We start from the raw sequence: 18,125 nt of genomic DNA on the forward strand, positions 1-18,125 counted from the left end.
CCGAATGGGAAATTTCTCGCAACAGCTAACGCAGACATAGCGTCCTCTGTCTGTAGGAGCGAGTTCATTCGCCAAGCAGGCCTGCCGTAGGTTGGCCCGAGCTGTGCGAGGCCCAACGTAGGGGTTAGGCCAGGATCGTTGGGCTTCGCTGCGCTCTGCCGCGACCTACGGGTAGCCACAAGAATCCACGCGCATAAAAAAACCGCGGCCTAGGCCGCGGTTTCTCACTCAGTTGATCAGGCTCAGTGCGCGAGGAGCGAACCACCGACCTTGCCCGCCAGCTTCTCGGGCTTGATCAGGAAGCGCGCCAGCGCCGGCAGCAGCCACAGGGCACCGAACATGTTCCAAAGGAGCATGAAGGTCAGCATCAGTCCCATATCGGCCTGGAACTTGATGGCCGAGAAGATCCAGGTAGCGACGCCGATGGCCAGGCAGAGACCGGTGAAGAGTACAGCCTTGCCGGTGGACTTCAAGGTCTCGTAGTAGGCCTCCTGGAGCGGCAGGCCAGCACGCAGGAAGCTTTCCAGGCGGCTGTAGATGTAGATGCCGTAGTCGACACCGATACCCACGCCCAGGGCGATCACCGGCAGGGTGGCCACCTTCACGCCGATGCCCAGCCAGGCCATCAGCGCGTTGCCCAGCACCGAAGTGAGGATCAGCGGCAGCACGATGCACAGGGTGGCAGCGATGGAGCGGAAGGTGATCAGGCACATCACGGCAACGCAGATGTACACCAGGATCAGGATGGTCAGCTCGGCCTCGGCGATCACCTCGTTGGTGGCCGCTTCGATACCGGCGTTACCGGCCGCCAGCAGGAACTGCAGGCCATCCTTGTTGTGCTCCTTGGCGAACTCTTCCACCGCCATGACTACACGAGTCAGGGTCTCGGCCTTGTGGTCGTTGAGGAACACCAGCACCGGTGCCAGGGAGCAGTCGGAGTTGTACAGGCCCTCGGCACGGCTGATGGAGTTGTTCAGCACGTCCTGGTTGCGAGACAGGGTCTCCCACTTCAGGTTGCCTTCGTTCATCCCTTTGATCACCTGCTTGGAGACAGTGACCATGGAGATGGCCGATTGCACGCCCGGCGTGTTCTCCATCTTCCACATCAGTTCATCCACCGGCGCCAGGGCCTCATGGGTGGAGCAGCCCTCGGGGCCGGTCTTGACCATGACTACCAGTACGTCGGAGCTGGTGGAGTAGTTGTTGATGATGAAGTTGTTGTCCTGGTTGTAACGTGAGTCCGGACGCAGTTCCGGAGCGCCCTGGTCGAGGTCGCCGATCTTCAGGTTCTGGCCGTACCACAGGCCGCCACCGAAGGCGATCAGGGCGATGACCACGGAGATCGGTGCAACAACCGGATGAGCGAAGTTGGACAGCAGGCGCCAGAACGGATGATCACGCACCGCGTCCTTCTTGCTGCGCTCGATGGCCTTCTTGCTGATGCCGACATAGGAGATGGCGACCGGCAGCAGGATCAGGTTGGTGAACACGATCACCGCCACACCGATGGAGGCGCCGATGGCCAGCTCGCGGATCACACCGATATCGATGATCAGCAGGGTGATGAAGCCCACGGCATCAGCGAGGATGGCGATCATGCCCGGCAGGAACAGCTGGCGGAACGTACGCCGCGCAGCGGTCAGGGCGTTGTCGGCGTCGCTGGATTGCAGGGCGATACCGTTGATCTTCTGCACGCCGTGGGAAATACCGATGGCGAAGATCAGGAACGGCACCAGCATCGAGTACGGGTCGAGACCGAAGCCCACGCTGTGCATCAGCCCCAACTGCCAGACCACCGCCACCAGCGTGGTAATGAGTACGGCGATGGTGCTGCGGATACACCAGGTGAACCAGTAGAGCAGTACCAGGGTAATCAGGAAGGCCATGCCGAAGAACATCACCACCATGATCAGGCCATCGATCAGATCACCGACCTTCTTGGCAAAGCCCACGACATGGACCTTCACGTTGGGGTTCTGGGCCTGGTACTTCTCACGGATCTTCTCTTCCAGCTCATGGGAGAACTGGCGGTAGTCGAGCTTCAGCAACTTGCCCTGATCGTTCGGGTCCGGATAGGACTCGAGCAGCGGCACGTCGACGATGCTGGACTTGAAGTTGTTGGCCACCAGGCGGCCGATCTGGCCGGACTTGAGCACGTTGTTGCGCAGCTCTTCCAAACTGGCCGGGGAACCGTCGTAGGTCTGCGGGATGACTTCGCCGCCGGCAAAGCCTTCCTCGGTCACTTCGGTCCAGCGAACGCTCGGGCTCCACAGGGACTTCAGGCCGGAACGGTCCACACCAGAGATGTAGAACACCTCGTCGTGGATCTGCCGCAGGGTCTCCATGTACTCCTTGGAGAAGATGTCGCCGTTGACCGCTTCCACCGAGATACGAACGGTGTTGCCAAGGTTGGCAAGGTCATTGCGATGCTCGAGCATCTTCTGGATGTAGGGATGATGCAGCGGAATCATCTTCTCGAAGCTGGTGGACGGCCGCACCTGCATGGCCTGCCAGAAGAGAAAAACGCTGACCAGCAGGCAAATGACGATCACTGCCGGCCGGTTGTTGAAGATCAGGCGCTCCAGGAAGGTCGCCTTGTCCTGGTGATGGGTACTCATCGAAACTCTCCGCCTTTTCTTATAGTTGGCCCAGCTCGGCGCCGGTCGGTGACGCTACGCGCACACCGCCCTGTCCCACCAGGATCAGGTTGCCTTTCTCGTCGGCGATGACACTGGCCAGCGACATGCGATCGCTGCGGTTCACCACTGCGAAGCTACGGCCATTGTCGGTGCTCTTCAGCACGCTGCCGCCATGTCCGACCACCACCAGGCTGCCATCGGGCAGCAGCGCGCCGCCGGACAGGCCGAACTCCAGTTCGCCGTTGCTGGTCTTCAGCGGCACGGTTTCCCAGGTGCTGCCGAAATCCGCGGAACGGAACAGGTGGCCACGCAGACCATAGGCGATCACCACGCCCGGCTCGGCAGTACCGAGGACGCCGAACAGCGAACCCTCGTACGGGCCTTCGAGGCGCTCCCAGGTCGCACCCCAGTCGGCGGAACGGAACATGCTGCCCGCCTCGCCCACCACGAACAGACCAGTGTCTTTCACGGCGGCGATGGCGTTGAGGTGGTACTGGTCTTCGTTGTCGAGGCGGTCGCTGACATCTTCCCAGTTCTTGCCACCGTCCTGGGTGATCAGCAGGGCACCGTAGGCGCCCACGGCAAAGCCGGTACTGGCATCCTTGAACCAGATGTCCAGCAGCGGCGCTTCGCGCTGCAGGTCTTCGAACTGAAGGCTCCAGGACGCGCCGCCGTCCTCGCTGACGAGGATCTGCGAGTCGTGGCCAACGGCCCAGCCTTTCTTGTCATCGACGAAATAGACAGCGGTGAGCATCTGGCGGGTAGGCACCTTGGCCTGGGTCCAGGACTTGCCGTTGTCATCGGAATAGAGAATGTGTCCACGGTCGCCAACAGCCACCAGGCGCTTGCCGGCATGGGCGACATCGAGCAGCAGGCTGCTCACGGCCTTGGGCGATTCGATGGAGAGGACGGGAGCATCAGCGGCCAGCGCGGATGCGGTAATGGGCGCAGCGGCTACAGCAAGGACGGATAGCACACTGAACAGCGAGAGCGCTTTGGCCAGCGGCGAGTGGAAGCGGAACGTCGGCTTGTCGAGGCTATCCACGGCAAGGCCAGACGGGGTGCGCCGCATGACGGGCTCACTCATACACCTTTCCCCTTATTGTTATAGGTGGCACTACCCAGGGAGGCAGCGCCCTAATCCTAGCCAGCTTTGGAAAGCCTGCACAATCGGCGGGACGTTATGTTTTGTTAAGCGTCGGTGGCGCTCTGTAACACGATGATCATTCTCTCCCAACGAAAAAGGCCGCTCTGGAGAGCGGCCTTTTTCAAGGGGTGTCGCGGAATCAGCGAGTACCGCGGCGACGCAGGGCGGACGGCTTGAAGTAGCCATCGTCCGGCACGGCCTGGGTGAAATCGATGGTGGTCGGCTCTTCGTTGTCCAGGTTCTGCACGTGGTAGCGGCGGGCCTGAAGGTCGTGGAACACATCCAGCGCGGACCAGGTGGTCGGCAGGTCGTAGTAGTTCTTCAGGTAGGCCACCGATACGCGCCACAGTTCGCCACGGCCGTCGTACTGGTCGACGACAGCGGCTTGCCAGCTGTCCTCGTCGAGGTACAGGGTGCGCTTGGAGTAGATGTGGCGGGCGCCCGACTTCAGGGTGCCTTCCACGACCCACACGCGGTGCAGTTCGTTACGGGTGACGGCCGGGTTCAGGTGGCCCGGTTGCAGCAGGTCCTTGTACTTAACCTCAGGACTGGAAACCTTGTAGTTGTTGTACGGAATGTAGATTTCCTTCTTGCCCACCAGCTTCCAGTTGTAGCGGTCCGGAGCACCGTTGAACATGTCGGTGTCATCGGCGGTACGCAGGCCGTCAGCGGCAGCGATCGGCGTGTCGTAGGCGAGGTTCGGCGCACGGCGCACGCGACGCTGGCCGGCGTTGTAACCCCAGGCCTGACGCGGCTCCTGCACCTGATCGAGGGTCTCGTGGACCAGGGTGGCGCCACCGGCCAGACGAGCCGGGCTCTTGGTGAAGGACAGATAGTAGAACAGGGTGTTGTTCAGGTCGGCGTACGAACCTTTCGGGTTGTAGTACTTGAACAGGGCTTCCTGCTGCGACGTCACCAGGGAGTAGTCGCCATTGCGCTGCACGGCCACTTCCGAGGCGCGACGCACGATGTAGCTGCCACGGTAGCGGGTGATGTGGTTCCACAGGGCTTCCACGCCGTTCTGCGGGATCGGGAACGGAATGCTGCCGTAGGCATCGGCAAAGCCGTTGCCGCCGTCCAGCAGCTTGGCGGCAGAGGCGTTCTTGATAGCGTTGTCATACACCCACTGCGGCGCGGAGCCGGAGCGGCGGGTCTGGTAGACCGGCATCTGGAAGCTGCTCGGGTAGGCGTTGAACAGGGCGATCTGACCAGGCGTCAGGTTGGCCTTGTACTGGTCCAGGTTGGCCTTGGTGATGGTGAACAGCGGCTTGTCTTCCGGGAACGGGTCCGGATGGTGCTGACCGGACTTGTAGCCGGCCGGCGCCTGGGTGATGCCACCGGTCCAGGCCGGGATGGTGCCGGCGGCGTTGCCGGCTTTCTCGGCGCCGAAGGGGGTCAGGCTGGCGCCAAGTTTGGCGACATCCTGGGCCGAGACCGACGCCAGCGCACTGCTGGCGGACAGCGCCAGGGCAACCGCGGCGCTAATCAGCGAAAGCTTTTTCAGCATGGGGTTTCTCCGTGATGAGTCTGTATCGGGCGCCCGGGGACGCCCGTGTCGTTCTTGTTGGGCTTAGAAGGAATACTTGACGTTGACGCCGATGTTGTCGCGGTCACGCCCCGAGTTGTTCTGACCACCGCCGTAGAACTCGGTGTACTGGAGTTCAGCTTCCAGACTGTTCAGGTAGCTCGCCTTGACGCCGACGGTGTAGGCCTTGCGACCCTCGATGAAGTTGCCGGTCTGGTAGGAGTTGCCTTCGAAGTCGTCCTTGTAGACGACGTAGGGCGAAACGTTGACACCAGCGTAGACATCGTTCCAGGTGCCGGACATCAGCAGGGTGTAGCCGTAGGCGTTCTTGTTGACCTGGTCGTCGCGATCACCACCGGATACGTAGGAGCTGTTTCCACGGCCGGAGTAGTAGCGGGTTTCGCCGTTGTACGCGGTGTACTGCAAACTGCTGCCGCGCAGGTGCTCGGACGCCAACTCGGCAACGCCGAACAGGGAGTCGAAGGACAGCGACGGACCAAAGTTGTAGATGGTGCCCAGAGACGTATTGAAGGCCTCCACGCGCTCGGAGTTGTGGATCTGATCGGTGATCCGGACCGGCCGGCCACCGATGTTGACGGTCTGCCCATCGGCCAGCGGGGCGGCCTGGCCGAGCAGGTCGCCGAGCAGGTCGTTGGTGGTAGCGACGCCAATCGGCAGGTTCGGACGGTAGGCCAGCTCACCGAAGACCGAGGCTTCGCCCAGGGTCGTGTTGAAGCTCAGGCCATACATGCGAATGTCTTCGGCGTATTCGCGACGGGCGTTGACCTGGTTGGCCACGTCTACCGCTGCCGCGCCGTTGACAAGGCCAAGCACCTGACCGGCCGCCGCGTTGCCGCCAGCAGCCGCAGCGACCAGATCGTTGTACGACGCGAACCCGCCGAGCCCGGCCAACTGATCGATGTCCAGGCCGGCATAACTGGAATTGAGGTCTGCATAAATAGTCGGCTCCTTCGCGTGGTAGTTCACGAAGTAGAAGCCGAACTCAGTGGAGTTGAGCTCTTCGGCGATGTAGCGGAACGCCACGCCGAACTGGCCGTCGTTCTTGGCGTTGATGTCCTGGCCGACATTGGCGACCTTGAACACACCATTGGAGTCCAGGTAGCTGGTGCCCTGCAGGCCGCCGAAATTAGCCCCGGCCAGTTGCGGATAAAGGGTCTGGAACAGCGGGTTGGCCAGCGCGCCGACCGTGGTGTAGGCGGTATTGCCGCCGTCGGCAAACAGATCGGTCTCGGAGTAGTAAGTCCCCACCGGGTCGATGGCCGATTCCTTCCAGTTCCACTGGTAGAAGGTTTCCATCGACAGGTTTTCGGTCAGGCCGAGGTTGAAGCTCAGGGCTTCCACCGGAACCAGCACTTCCTTCAACTCGGAGCCCGGCAGGCGGAACTTGGCGGCGTCCACCGGGTTGGTGGTGTTCACGCCACCGCGGTAGAAGATGCCCTCACCCCAGTTGAACACCTGCTTGCCGATACGGCCGGTGACCGGCATGTCGGCCACGTCCCAGTTGCCGTACAGGTAGGCGTCGAGGATCTGCGCGTCACGGCCGGCCTTGTGGCGGGTTTCGTAGGTGAAGCTGTCATCCTTCGGGAAGTTCTGGCTCGGCTGCACCGGGTTGTTGTTGTCGTAGTAGTCATTGCGCTTGTCCATGATCTGAGTGTCATAGAACGCAGTGCCACGAACGAACATGCCGTAATTCTTGTAGGTCGCTTCCAGGTCGGAAGTGATCTTGTAAACCTCGGAGACCAGGCCGGTATCGAAGTTGCGGTTACCGTCGTTGGTATTGATGTCGTTGTTGGTCTTGTCCTGGCCCTGTACGCGCCAGAGTTGGCCGTAGGAGACCGTGGTATCCAGGGACCCGGAAATTTCGTCGTTGGCGAAGCTGAACTCCACCGCCTGGGCCTGGGCGGCTACCAGAAGGGGCAGGATGCCGGCAAAGGCGAAACCTGCCTTGGCCGGAGCGAAATGCAACATGGGCTTACGAGACTTGAGCTCCATCGAGTCTTACTCCGTGGACTGATCACTTTGTTATTGGCAGCCCGTCGGGCAGGCTTGTTTGTCCGGCCGCTCTTGGCAGCCTTTGTTCTTCGGCAGGAAATCCCCAGCGCAGAGCGCACCCCGTTCCCGATGCACCGAAACAGGGCCAAATTGTCAGCGGCGCTGCAACCATGGTGCCAAGTCGCAAATGAGTGTCAGAAAAATTCCACAAGCCACGCGACAATTTTCAGTCAAACAAGTGACTGATCATCCAGTGATCAATTTCAATTTTTCTGTCCGATCTTGTCTGACGATCTGGCTCGATTTGTCACTCAAGATCACACTTGCAGGGCATGTACGCCCATACCAAAAGCTGTCTGGTCAAGCCGTTTTTGAGCTTTTAAGACTGTTCGGGCATAACAACGGCCTGATGCATTTCTTTGGGTAACAAAAAAGTGTTACCAGTACTAACCGGTAACACTTTTTGAAGGGGAGACTTCGGGGAGATGACAGCCCGCTTTCACGGGCTGTTGGAGGACGTCAGGCGAGGCTCTTGCTGACCACTTCGAAGACGTCGCTGGACAGCTCGCCAGAGGCGAGGATGCGCTCCAGTTCGGACCTCATCAGTTGCTGGCGACTGGCGTCGTACTTGCGCCACCGCGTCAGCGGTGCCAACTGGCGGGACGCGATCTGGGGGTTGAACGCGTTCAGTGTAATCACGTGATCGGCGAGGAAGCGGTAGCCAGCACCATCGGCCCGGTGGAAGTTCACCAGGTTCTGGTTGGCGAAGGCGCCGATCAGCGCACGCACTTTGTTCGGATTCTTCAAGGTGAAAGCCGGGTGCTCCATCAGCGCCTGGACGCGCTCCAGGCCGCCCGGCAGGCCGCAGCCGGCCTGCACACTGAACCACTGATCCATGACCAGCGGGTCATCCTTGAAGTAGTCGGCAAAACGCGACAGGGCGTCGGCCTTTTCCTGCTCGAAGCCAGAATTCACCAGCACTGCCAGGGACGACAGGCGCTCGGTCATGTTGTCGCTGTCGTTGAACTGCTCCAGGCAGGCCTCAAGCACTTCGGCCTTGCCACTCTGCATCAGGTACGACAGGGCAATGTTCTGCAGGGTGCGGCGGGCAATATGCGCCGCTTCGGCCACATAACCAGTTTCGCGGGAAAGCGCGCGGTTCGCCTGGAATCGGGCCAGCAACGGCTGAAACAGGGCTTCGCCGATGGACTGACGGGCGAACTCGCGGGCGGCATGGATGGCATCCACATCCGCTACTTCGCTGATTTCGGTGAGGTAGGCCTCACTCGGCAACGAGAGCATCTCGGCAACCATGGCCTGATCAAGGGACTCGTCCTCCAGCAGGGTGCGGAAGGCGGTGATCAGGCGCGAGTCCAGCACTAGCTTCTCGCCACGCTGATGCTGTGCAATAAGCTCCTGCAGCACCTGTACCGACAGTTGCTGACCCGCTTCCCAGCGGTTGAAACCGTCGGAATCGTGCTGCATGAGGAACATCAATTGATCGCGGCTGTAGGGGAAATTCAGTTTCACCGGTGCCGAAAAACCACGCAGCAGCGAAGGTAGTGGACGTTCGGCGACATCGACAAAGGTGAAGCGCTGCTCCGCCTCGCTCAAAGCCAGTACGCGGCTGCCGCCTTGCGCGGCGTCTTCGCCTTGCAGCCGCAGCGGCAGCTCGCGGCCCTGGCCGTCCAGCAGACCCAGCTCCACCGGAATGACGAAGGGTTGCTTGTCCTTCTGCCCCGGGGTCGCCGGGCAGCTCTGGCGGAAGGTCAGGGTGTAGGTCTTCGCTGCCGCATCATAGGCATCCTCCACCTGCAAGCGCGGGGTTCCGGACTGACTGTACCAACGCTTGAACTGACCGAGGTCGACGCCGTTGGCGTCTTCCATGGCCTTGATGAAGTCGTCGCAGGTCACCGCCTGGCCGTCATGGCGCTCGAAGTAAAGATCGGTGCCTTTGCGGAAGCCCTCGGCGCCCAGCAGGGTGTGGATCATGCGCACCACTTCCGAGCCCTTTTCGTAGACGGTCAGGGTGTAGAAGTTTGAAATCTCGATGAAGGAGTCGGGGCGCACGGGGTGGGCCATGGGGCCGGCATCCTCGGCGAACTGGTTGGTGCGCAGGAAGGCCACGTCCTCGATTCGTTTGACGGTGCGCGAGTTCATGTCAGCGGAGAACTCGGCATCCCGGAACACGGTGAAGCCTTCCTTCAAGGACAGCTGGAACCAGTCGCGGCAGGTCACGCGGTTGCCCGACCAGTTGTGGAAGTACTCGTGGGCCACCACCGCCTCGACCCGCTGGTGCGCGGCGTCGGTGGCGGTCTCGGCCTTGGCCAGCACACAGCTGGAGTTGAAGATGTTGAGCCCCTTGTTCTCCATGGCGCCCATGTTGAAGTCGTTCACCGCGACGATCATGAAAATGTCCAGGTCGTACTCGCGACCATAGACCTCTTCGTCCCAGCGCATCGACTTCTTCAGGCTGTCCATGGCGTGCTGGACCTTGTCTATGTTCTCGGGCTCGACATAGATACGCAGCGCCACGTCACGCTGAGTCATGGTGGTGAAGCTGTCTTCCACGCACCAGAGGTCGCCCGCCACCAGAGCGAACAGATAGGCCGGCTTCTTGAAGGGGTCTTCCCAGGTCGCCCAGTGGCGACCGCCCTCTTCCGCCCCGCTGGCCACCGGGTTGCCGTTGGACAGCAGGACCGGGTAACGATGCTGCTCGGCGCTGACGGTGGTGGTGAAGGTGCTCATCACATCCGGGCGGTCGAGGTAGTAGGTGATCTTGCGGAAGCCTTCGGCCTCGCACTGGGTGCAGAACATCTTGCCGGACTTGTACAGCCCTTCCAGCGCGGTGTTGGTTTCCGGGTGGATGCGCACCGTACTGTCGAGGGTGAAGGCCTTCGACACCGGCTGCAGGGTCAGGTGGCTGTCATCCAGTTGGTAATCGGCGGCGCCCAGTTCGCGGTCATCCATGGACAACGACAGCAGCTCCAGTTGCTGGCCGTCCAGCACCAGGGGCGGCAGGCCCTCGCCGCGCGCCGGATTGCGGCGCATCACCAGCTGGGCATGGACCAGGGTGTGATCCTCGTACAGCTCGAAGGTCAGGTTGGTCTCGTCAATCAGGTATTCCGGGGCCTGATAGTCCTTGAGGTAGATGACTTTCGGTTGCTCGGTGCGCATGGTCGTCTCTTCGCTTGCGGGGCGGCCCCGAAACCCTGGGCCGCGCATGATGGATGGGTCAAGGTCGGAGTATGGACTATTCCCCTACCGACCTTCTGCCAGAACCTACGCGGCGCTGATGGCCAACTGGTAGGCCGTGTACTTGCGCAGGTTGATCACGCCGGTATCGAGAATCAGGTACTGGCCCTTGATCCCCCGCAGCGTACCCTCCACCACCGGCGTCTTGTCCAGATCGAAGCTGACGACCTTGGTCGGATAGGCATCCACTGGGTAGCTGATCTCGACAGTCTGGATATCACTGACCGGCTGGATAGCCTGCAGGCCAAAACGGTCCTGGAGCGCGCGGATACCCTCGGCGCAGTGCTCGAATAGCTCGTCGCGAACGCTCGGCAGATCCAGCGACGGCGCCTCGCCCTTGAGCATGGCACGCCAGTTGGTGCGATCGGCTACCCGGCTGCGCAGCAGGTCTTCGACGAAGCCGGACTGCTGGCGGGTGGCCACCCGCATGATCGGCAGCGCCTGGCTGGCGCCCTGGTCGATCCAGCGGGTCGGCACCTGGCTGGCACGGGTGATGCCCACTTTGATGCCCGAGGAGTTGGCCAGGTAGACCACGTGGTCGGTCATGCAGAAGCGCTCCCCCCACTCCGGCTCGCGGCAGGTGCCCTGGTCGAAGTGGCACTTCTCCGGGCTGACGATGCAACTGTCGCACTGGGCCAGCTTGGTAAAGCAGGGGTAGCAATAGCCCTGGCTGAAGCTCTTCTTCGTCTTGCGCCCGCAGTGGGTGCAGTGGATGGCGCCAAGGAACTCCAGGCGGAGCTGCTTGCCGATCAGCGGGTTTGCCGCAATATCCGCCTCGCCGAGGCGAAAGCCGTATTGCACGGGCGTTTCAAGGCGCACCGACATCTTGCTGAGTGCACCGCGTCCTAGTTCCAGCATCAGTGGACCGAATTCGACTTGAACAGGATTTTAGGGATGGGATCGGACTTGGAGCTGCACTCCTGCGGCCCCATGTAGCCGGTGCGCTCTTCTTCTGGGAGGTTCTTCAGCTCCCAGGCGATCACCGCCTGCAGCGACAGCTCCTTTTGCTCCTGGGTCAGCTTGCGGCCATCCGGCCACTTGCCGATTTCCACGGCCAACTTGAGGCTCTCGTAGACATCCTGGGTGATGTTGCTGATCAGATGGGCAAAAGACGACATGGGCCGCTCGCAGGAAAATGGGACAGGCCGCGCATTCTAACGACCCAGGCGCGCCAAGGCACCTCCAAGGAGGCCAGTGGCACATCCGACTAGCAATCCACCCACATGGGCACCGTTGGCGATGGCGCCGAAACCCAGGGCGGTGATCAGCCCGGACAGGCACACCAGCAGCCAGATCAGCATCATCGCCATCACACCCGGCGGAAGACGGTAAGCCGGACACGGCGCGAGGCGCTGGAACACCCAGCAGTGGCCGAGCAGCCCGTAGAGCACGCCGGAAAGCCCGCCGAACAACGTGGGGCCACTACTGAAGTACTGGGCGTAATCCGACACCAGGCTGAAGCCGAGGGTCAGCACCAGCAGCACCGCTCCGCCCTGCCGCGCCTCGATGCGCCGCCCGAGCTCCCAGAACCACATACCGTTCATCGCAAGGTGGAGGATGCCGAAGTGAATCAGCATGGGCGTCACCAACCGCCACCACTGCCCGGCTGCCAGCCCCTCTTCCAGGGACGAGAAGTAGATGTAGTCGCCCTGGACCTGGAAGTCCTGAAAGCTCAGCCAGCGGATGGTGGAAAAGTTCTCTCCCAGACCGGTGAGCGCTGCCACCGCCAGGGTCAACAGCAACACCAGGCTGGTGATGGGACTGGCCTTGAGCTGTGCGAGGACGCCGGGGCGCGGTGCTTCGGTCGGCGCCTCATGCGACAACTGGAAATGCGGATCGCCATCAGGAAATCGCTGGTAGAGCCCGCGCACCTTCTCCGCCAATTGCGGCCCCGGCACCCAAAGCACCTGCTCCCCGGATTCCTCGCTGACCCGATAGGGCACTTCCAGGCGCTGCAACAGGGCAACGAAACCGGAGAGATCCACGGTCAGGGGTAAACGCAATACTTCAACCGCACTCATCGGGGCTCCTCGGGGCGCTCCACTTCGACCCAGACGAACTTGTCCGGGTCCAGCCGGGTTTCCTGGTCAAGCCGGTAGGCCACCAGCTTGCCGTACATCACTGCGCTGTAGTCCAGACAGGCCAGGTTGCCGCGAATGGGCGCCGGACGGCCGCGCCGCCAGTAGTGGCCGACGAACAGGACAGGCTCCTGCGGCCCATAGCTGAGCAGGCGCGACTTGTGCGCCTGGGACAGAGGCGCGCTGGCCACCTGCTCAGGCAAGGCGTCAGGCTGAAAGACCACATCACCGTATGTCTGCGGATCCTCGGCCCAGAACTTGGTGCGGAACACCGAACGGGTGAAGCCGTCGCTGCCGGTCAGGGTCATGCCGCCAGGCAGCGGCAGGTCGGTGCCACGCAGCAGCCGGTCGAACACTCGCGTGGCGAAGCTGGACGGATCGACCGCAGCCTTGATGAAAGCCTCGTTGATCCGCCCATCCGGATGCATGTCGCGCAGTGCCGCGATCATGTGGCCGTCCCAGCAGGCGTGGACCATGCGGAAATGACCGCCATCGAGGAAAAGCGGCAGCTCGTAAAACCAGCCCAGGAAATCCCTCCAGTCGGCCGGATGGCCCTCGAACTGCTCCAGGGTTTCCTTGATCAGCCGGGCATGGCGCGGGGTGTGCTCACGGACGAAATGGTGCCCACTACCGGGTGGCGCCGGAGTGCTCCAGCCAAGAGCGTTGTACTCATGGTTACCCATGATGCACAGGGCCTGTCCGGCTTCCACCATGGAGTGAACCAGGTGCAGCGCTTCGCGGATGCGCGGACCACGGTCGATGATATCGCCCAGGAACAACGCCATGCGCTGCGGGTGCTGCCAGGTGCCATTGTGCTTGCGATAGCCCAGGCGATCGAGCAGGCGCTCCAGGGTATGGGCGCAGCCGTGGACGTCGCCGATCAGGTCGTAGCCACAGCCGGGATCGAGGCTCATCAGTCGCCTCCGCCGAGTCGGCTGCCCCAGCCCAGCTTGGTCCGACAGACCTCATAGTAGTTGTGGTCCAGGGGGTGGATCAGGCGCAGTTTCTGCGGCTTCTTGCCCACCGTGATCGTATCGCCGGGGGCGCAGGTAAAGTGGTTCTGGCCATCGCAGGACACCAGCGGATAGATCTGCAGGTTGGGCGAGACCACGATCTTCAGCTCGCTGGTGCTGTCCACCACAATGGGCCGGCTGGACAACGTGTGCGGATACATGGGCACGATGACGATCGCATCGAGCTTGGGATGCATGATCGGACCGCCGGCGGACAGCGCATAGGCCGTGGAGCCAGTAGGCGTGGCGATGATCAGTCCGTCGGCCTTCTGACTACAGACGAACTGGCCATCGATATGCAGCTCGAACTCGATCATCCGCGTCGATTTGCCAGGGTGCAGCACGACGTCATTCAGCGCGTCCCCCTGACCGATGGCCTCGCCATGGCGGCGCACCTCGGCCTCCAGCAGGAAGCGCGTCTCGACGCTGTATCGACCATCCAGCACCTCGGCCACTTTCACTTCCAGCTCGTCAGGACGGATATCGGTGAGAAAGCCCAGGCTGCCGCGGTTGATTCCCAGCACCGGCACGTTGTGCCGCGCCAGGGCCCGAGCGGCACCGAGCATACTGCCGTCGCCGCCGACCACGATCACCAGGTCGCAGACTTCGCCGAGGATCTTGCGTGACGAGGTCTGCAGGCCATGGCCCGGCAGCACTTCAGAGATGGTGTCTTCGAGAATCACATGGAGGTGACGGTCCAGCAGGAATTTTTTCAGCCGGCGAATGGTGTCGAGCACATGGGAACTGCCCAGGCGACCGATTATGCCGATATTGCGGAATTGCTCCATGGTGCTCCAGGGCGGCATTGGCGGATGAGGAATGGCGAAAGTATGGGGGATAGAGACGGACAGCGGCAAACCACTGTCGGCTATGCTCGCAGCATGCAAGCCTTCGAATCGCTGACCGAGCTCCCCCGCCAGCTTCGCCACCCCGGCGTGCGCGATCTGGCCTGGGTCCTGCTCTCGCCTCCGCTGCTCAGCCAGCCGCCCTGGCGCCAACGCCATCCGCTCAGCGCCAGCGGATGGGCCCGCCAGCCCGAGCGCCTGGCCGATTGGCTGCATCGACTGGATCAGCATCCCGAGCCACTGGATCAGTGGTTGGCGCAAGCCTCCAACCGTCGCCTCGGCCTCTACTACGAGCGCCTCTGGCAGTTCGCTCTGGGCCAGGCGCCGGATGTGGAACTGCTGGCGGCCAACCTGCCGATCCGCATCGCCGGCCAGACCCTGGGCGAGCTCGATTTGCTCTTGCGCGATGCGGAAGGCGTTCACCACCTGGAGCTGGCAATCAAGCTCTATCTGGGCCCACGCCATGGCGATGGCGGAAAATCCTCCGAGTGGATCGGCCCAGGCAGCCATGACCGCCTCGACCGCAAACTGGAACATCTCAGCCTGCACCAGCTCCCTCTCTCGTCCAGCCCCGAAAGCCGTCAGGCCCTGGCCCAGCTGGATGCCCAGCCGGCCAGCGCCGAACTCTGGCTTGGCGGCTACCTGTTCTATCCCTGGCCGGGCAACTGCACCGCACCACTCGGCGCCAATCCCGCCCACCTGCGCGGTCGCTGGTTGCGCCACAATGAGTTGGAGGACTTCCTTGGACAGACCAGGGACGGCAGCTGGCAGCCGCTACCGAGGCAATCCTGGCTAGCCCCGGCAGCCTGTGAGCCCAACGACCTCTGGACAGAGGAAAGCTTCCGACAATGGCGCCAGCAGTTGCAGCCGGACAGCCCGGCGCGCCTGCTGGTGCGCCTGGCGCCGGACGCGGATGGACGCTGGAGGGAAGCGGAGCGCGCATTCGTGGTCAGCGATCGCTGGCCGTTGCAGCCGTTGGACAGTTAAACCAGCTGGGCTTCATCCACTTGGATTTGCCTATGGCTGGGGGGCGCCGCCGGTGGCGCGTGGTCAGGTGAAGTCAGGCTCATGGAAATGCTCCGTTCTGGGTCAGGGAAAGCGGCACCGCGCGCTCATCAAGAAAGATCTGCGCCGGCAGCTTGAACCCCCTCAGCTGCAGCAAAGCCAGGGGCCCGGCCCCGAGCTCGGTGCGCAGGTGCCAGGTCAGGCCCAGGCCATCGGGGGCGTCGAGCCGCAGGCGATAGCGGCTCTCGCTGTCGTCGAGCGGCGTCACCTGGGCCTGCTCCAGCAGGCGGATCAGGCCCCAGGTACCGGGGTAGTCGCCAAACAGCCGCTCCCCGCTCCTGGCGTGAATCCAGCTCAAGCGCGTACCGGGGGAGTCATTCGTTCCCGGCCACGCGAAGCGCTGCAACTGCCGGGCGAGAAACTGGTCGATGCGGCCGGTATCGGCGCGGATTATTTGCCCGAGCATGGGCAACGAGCTGTCGGCGCCGCTGGCGGCGAAGGGGTAGCGGCCGGCGAAGGCGTTGTTCCAGGGCGTGACGATGGCGCGCTGCCACTGGCCGTTGAGCCCGGCGGCGGAGGGCTGCAGGATTTTCCGCCAGGCCTGGTCCAGTGGCTGGACGAAGAGTGCCTGGCCGAAGCCGCTCCAGTCGCTGCCCAGGCTGGCGGCCATCAGGCTGCCATAGGCCTGGGTGTCGGTGAGGTCGACGCTGCGCCCCTGGAACACGGTCTGGGCCAGTACCTGGACCATGGCCTGGGGGTCCGGTGCCGTGCTGATCTGCTGCAACTTCAGGCGGACCCGGGTCACCCGGGTGAGGAAGGCCTGCAGGCTGAGGCTGTCGTCGATGCCCGCTTGATCGTCCGCTTTGCCGAGCAGCGCCAGCAGTGGGCCGAAGCTCTCGTCCAGGGGGCTTTTCGGCAGCCCGGCCAGTTGATCGATCACCGGCGCCTTATCCTGGCCGATGAGGTTCTGTGCGGACTGCAGCAGGGAATCGCCGAGGGCCTGGCTACGCGCCCCGGCCTGCCCCTGGTAGGCCAGGGTATTGACCAGGGCGATGAGCGGGGACTGGCGCACATCGGTCATCAGCGTCAGCTGGTCAATGGTGTCGGCCAGGCCTTGGGCCTCGCGCCAGCGCAGGCTGTTGAGCATCTCCAGCCAGGCCTGGCCGTACGCTTGGAAGTAGCGTTGCACCAGGCGTTCGCGCAGCACCTCCGGCGTCAGCTCCGCGGCGATCTGGCTGCGGTCGTCGCTGAGTACCCAGTCGATCTCCTCCCGGCGCTCCACGGCGATGTCGTCGATGGCCTTCCTTGCGTAAACAACGAACGCAGGAGACTGTCGCTTGACCACGTGTCGCGACTATCAGATTTGACTGAAAAACCACCGGGAAAAGTGCTTAGTTAAGCCAGAAAAAACTTGATATGCGGAAGAATCATCGAGCTCTTGCCGAAACCGCTAAAACTGCGGTTAGTCGAGCATTCGGCGGCGAACCGAGGAAGCCCTCAGCGGCTGCGCTCAATCCGGCCGCCGGACCGGGCCAGGTAGCCTGCACCGGTTTCGCTGATCAACGCATCCCGCTGCAGCGCCGGTAAGGCATCCAGGCCGTCGCGCAAGGCGTAAGCGCGAAAACCCAACTGGGAGAGCGTGAACACCGCACTGGCGCTGCGCTTGCCGCTGTCGCAATAGCAGAGGTAGGTGCCTTCGCCGTCCAGCAACCGTGCCTTCAGACGCAACAGGTGCAGGGGCATGTTCAACGCCTGGGGCGCATGGGCGCGTTCGTACTCGTCCTGCAGGCGCACATCCAGCCATTGGCCGCCATTGCCCAGCAGGCGCACCGCCTCCCCCAGACTAACTTCATCCACCACCGGCGCTTTCAGCAGTTCGAGGAAGTCGGCTCGGTCCAGCCGCTGCAGCACGCTATCTTCCAGCAAGGTGACACTGGCGTTGCGCGGACATTCCCCCAGCAGGGCTTCCTCGCCGAAGCAGGCCCCCACCTCCAGTTCGGCCAGCAGTTGCTGCTCGCTGCCCGCCCCACGAATGACCTCGGCCCGGCCGGACTGCAGGAAATAGCAGCAATCGCCCTCCTCCCCTTCCCCCATCACCTGGCTGCCCGTAGGCAGCTCCACGCGCCGCAGGCGTTCCAGCATGCTGCGCACATTGACCGGCGGCACCTTGGCCAGCAATGGACTGGCCAGCAGGGCTTCAAGCCATTCGCAGTCGCCCTCCAGACTGTTCTCCAGCAGCAGGTCCTGGTGGGTCGAGCTCCAGGTCAACTGACGCGCCAGGGTGGCGCTGTCGATGGCCAGCAATGAGCAGTCCCGCAACGCCAAAGCTTCATGCAGGCGCGGCAGGCTCGGGGAAACCGGGTGGCAACTGGCTTCGCTACCCGCCTCCAGGCGCGTTTCGATGCCTTCGACATCACGCAGGAGCAGCTCGCCGGATAACAGATACCAGGTGAGGCGCGCCTGGTCGCCCCGCCGGAAAAGCAGTTGCCCCTCCAGCAGAGGCTGAGGCACCAGCTGCGAGCGCAGCTCACGCCACTGCGGATCGGTCAACGCGTTGAGCGGGACCAGGCTGCGCAGTTGCTGGGGATTCAGGGGTTCGCTCATG

The 18,125-nt window shown here is 62.8% G+C and carries 13 protein-coding genes; 1 reads left to right on the plus strand and 12 read right to left on the minus strand.

The genetic code is table 11. From position 1 onward, the window contains the following. Window positions 1–242: 242 nt before the first annotated feature. The 10 genes from AAHM40_RS16335 to AAHM40_RS16380 all read right to left on the minus strand — a co-directional run bounded on the left by AAHM40_RS16335 (window position 243) and on the right by AAHM40_RS16380 (window position 14,458). Entirely contained in the window at window positions 243–2,618 is a 2,376-nt protein-coding gene (locus AAHM40_RS16335; protein WP_342245585.1) for an efflux RND transporter permease subunit, read from the minus strand. Window positions 2,619–2,637: 19 nt separating this feature from the next. Continuing rightward, entirely contained in the window at window positions 2,638–3,726 is a 1,089-nt protein-coding gene (locus AAHM40_RS16340; RefSeq protein ID WP_342245586.1) for a WD40/YVTN/BNR-like repeat-containing protein, read from the minus strand. Between the two features lie 199 nt (window positions 3,727–3,925). Further along, entirely contained in the window at window positions 3,926–5,293 is a 1,368-nt protein-coding gene (locus tag AAHM40_RS16345; protein ID WP_342245587.1) for a DUF1329 domain-containing protein, read from the minus strand. A 63-nt stretch (window positions 5,294–5,356) separates the two neighbouring features. After that, window positions 5,357–7,324 carry a DUF1302 domain-containing protein gene (locus tag AAHM40_RS16350; protein ID WP_342245588.1) on the minus strand — a complete coding sequence of 656 codons (1,968 nt, stop codon included), beginning with the start codon at window positions 7,322–7,324 and terminating at the stop codon, window positions 5,357–5,359. A 519-nt stretch (window positions 7,325–7,843) separates the two neighbouring features. Continuing rightward, entirely contained in the window at window positions 7,844–10,501 is a 2,658-nt protein-coding gene (gene pepN / locus AAHM40_RS16355) for an aminopeptidase N (protein WP_342245589.1), read from the minus strand. A 105-nt stretch (window positions 10,502–10,606) separates the two neighbouring features. Continuing rightward, window positions 10,607–11,437: a DUF2797 domain-containing protein gene (locus AAHM40_RS16360; protein WP_028631356.1), complete on the minus strand. Its 831-nt coding sequence runs from the start codon at window positions 11,435–11,437 to the stop codon at window positions 10,607–10,609. Next, complete coding sequence (locus tag AAHM40_RS16365; protein WP_342245590.1) at window positions 11,437–11,697, minus strand: YeaC family protein; 261 nt, start codon at window positions 11,695–11,697, stop codon at window positions 11,437–11,439. Before AAHM40_RS16365 ends, AAHM40_RS16360 begins: the two co-directional genes overlap by 1 nt. A gap of 36 nt (window positions 11,698–11,733) precedes the next feature. Then, entirely contained in the window at window positions 11,734–12,600 is an 867-nt protein-coding gene (locus AAHM40_RS16370; protein ID WP_342245591.1) for a rhomboid family intramembrane serine protease, read from the minus strand. Next, window positions 12,597–13,571: a metallophosphoesterase gene (locus tag AAHM40_RS16375; protein ID WP_342245592.1), complete on the minus strand. Its 975-nt coding sequence runs from the start codon at window positions 13,569–13,571 to the stop codon at window positions 12,597–12,599. The genes AAHM40_RS16370 and AAHM40_RS16375 overlap by 4 nt, the downstream gene beginning before the upstream one ends. Then, the gene (locus AAHM40_RS16380) at window positions 13,571–14,458 is read right to left on the minus strand and encodes an NAD(+) kinase (protein ID WP_342245593.1); all 888 of its coding nucleotides are present in this window, start codon (window positions 14,456–14,458) and stop codon (window positions 13,571–13,573) included. The genes AAHM40_RS16375 and AAHM40_RS16380 overlap by 1 nt, the downstream gene beginning before the upstream one ends. 93 nt (window positions 14,459–14,551) lie before the next feature. Here AAHM40_RS16380 and AAHM40_RS16385 point away from each other — a divergent pair, with 93 nt between their 5' ends. Continuing rightward, entirely contained in the window at window positions 14,552–15,502 is a 951-nt protein-coding gene (locus AAHM40_RS16385) for a DUF1853 family protein (RefSeq protein WP_342245594.1), read from the plus strand. Window positions 15,503–15,581: 79 nt separating this feature from the next. On the opposite strand, the gene AAHM40_RS16390 is transcribed toward AAHM40_RS16385, so the two are convergent. Both AAHM40_RS16390 and AAHM40_RS16395 read right to left on the minus strand, forming a co-directional pair. Continuing rightward, entirely contained in the window at window positions 15,582–16,865 is a 1,284-nt protein-coding gene (locus AAHM40_RS16390; protein WP_342245595.1) for an ImcF-related family protein, read from the minus strand. Window positions 16,866–17,017: 152 nt separating this feature from the next. Beyond that, window positions 17,018–18,124, minus strand: coding sequence for a cyclic nucleotide-binding domain-containing protein (locus AAHM40_RS16395; RefSeq protein ID WP_342245596.1), 1,107 nt, complete (start codon window positions 18,122–18,124; stop codon window positions 17,018–17,020). Window position 18,125: the final 1 nt, after the last annotated feature.

It is taken from the genome of Pseudomonas sp. OTU5201 (assembly GCF_038440135.1).
GTDB lineage: Bacteria > Pseudomonadota > Gammaproteobacteria > Pseudomonadales > Pseudomonadaceae > Metapseudomonas > Metapseudomonas resinovorans.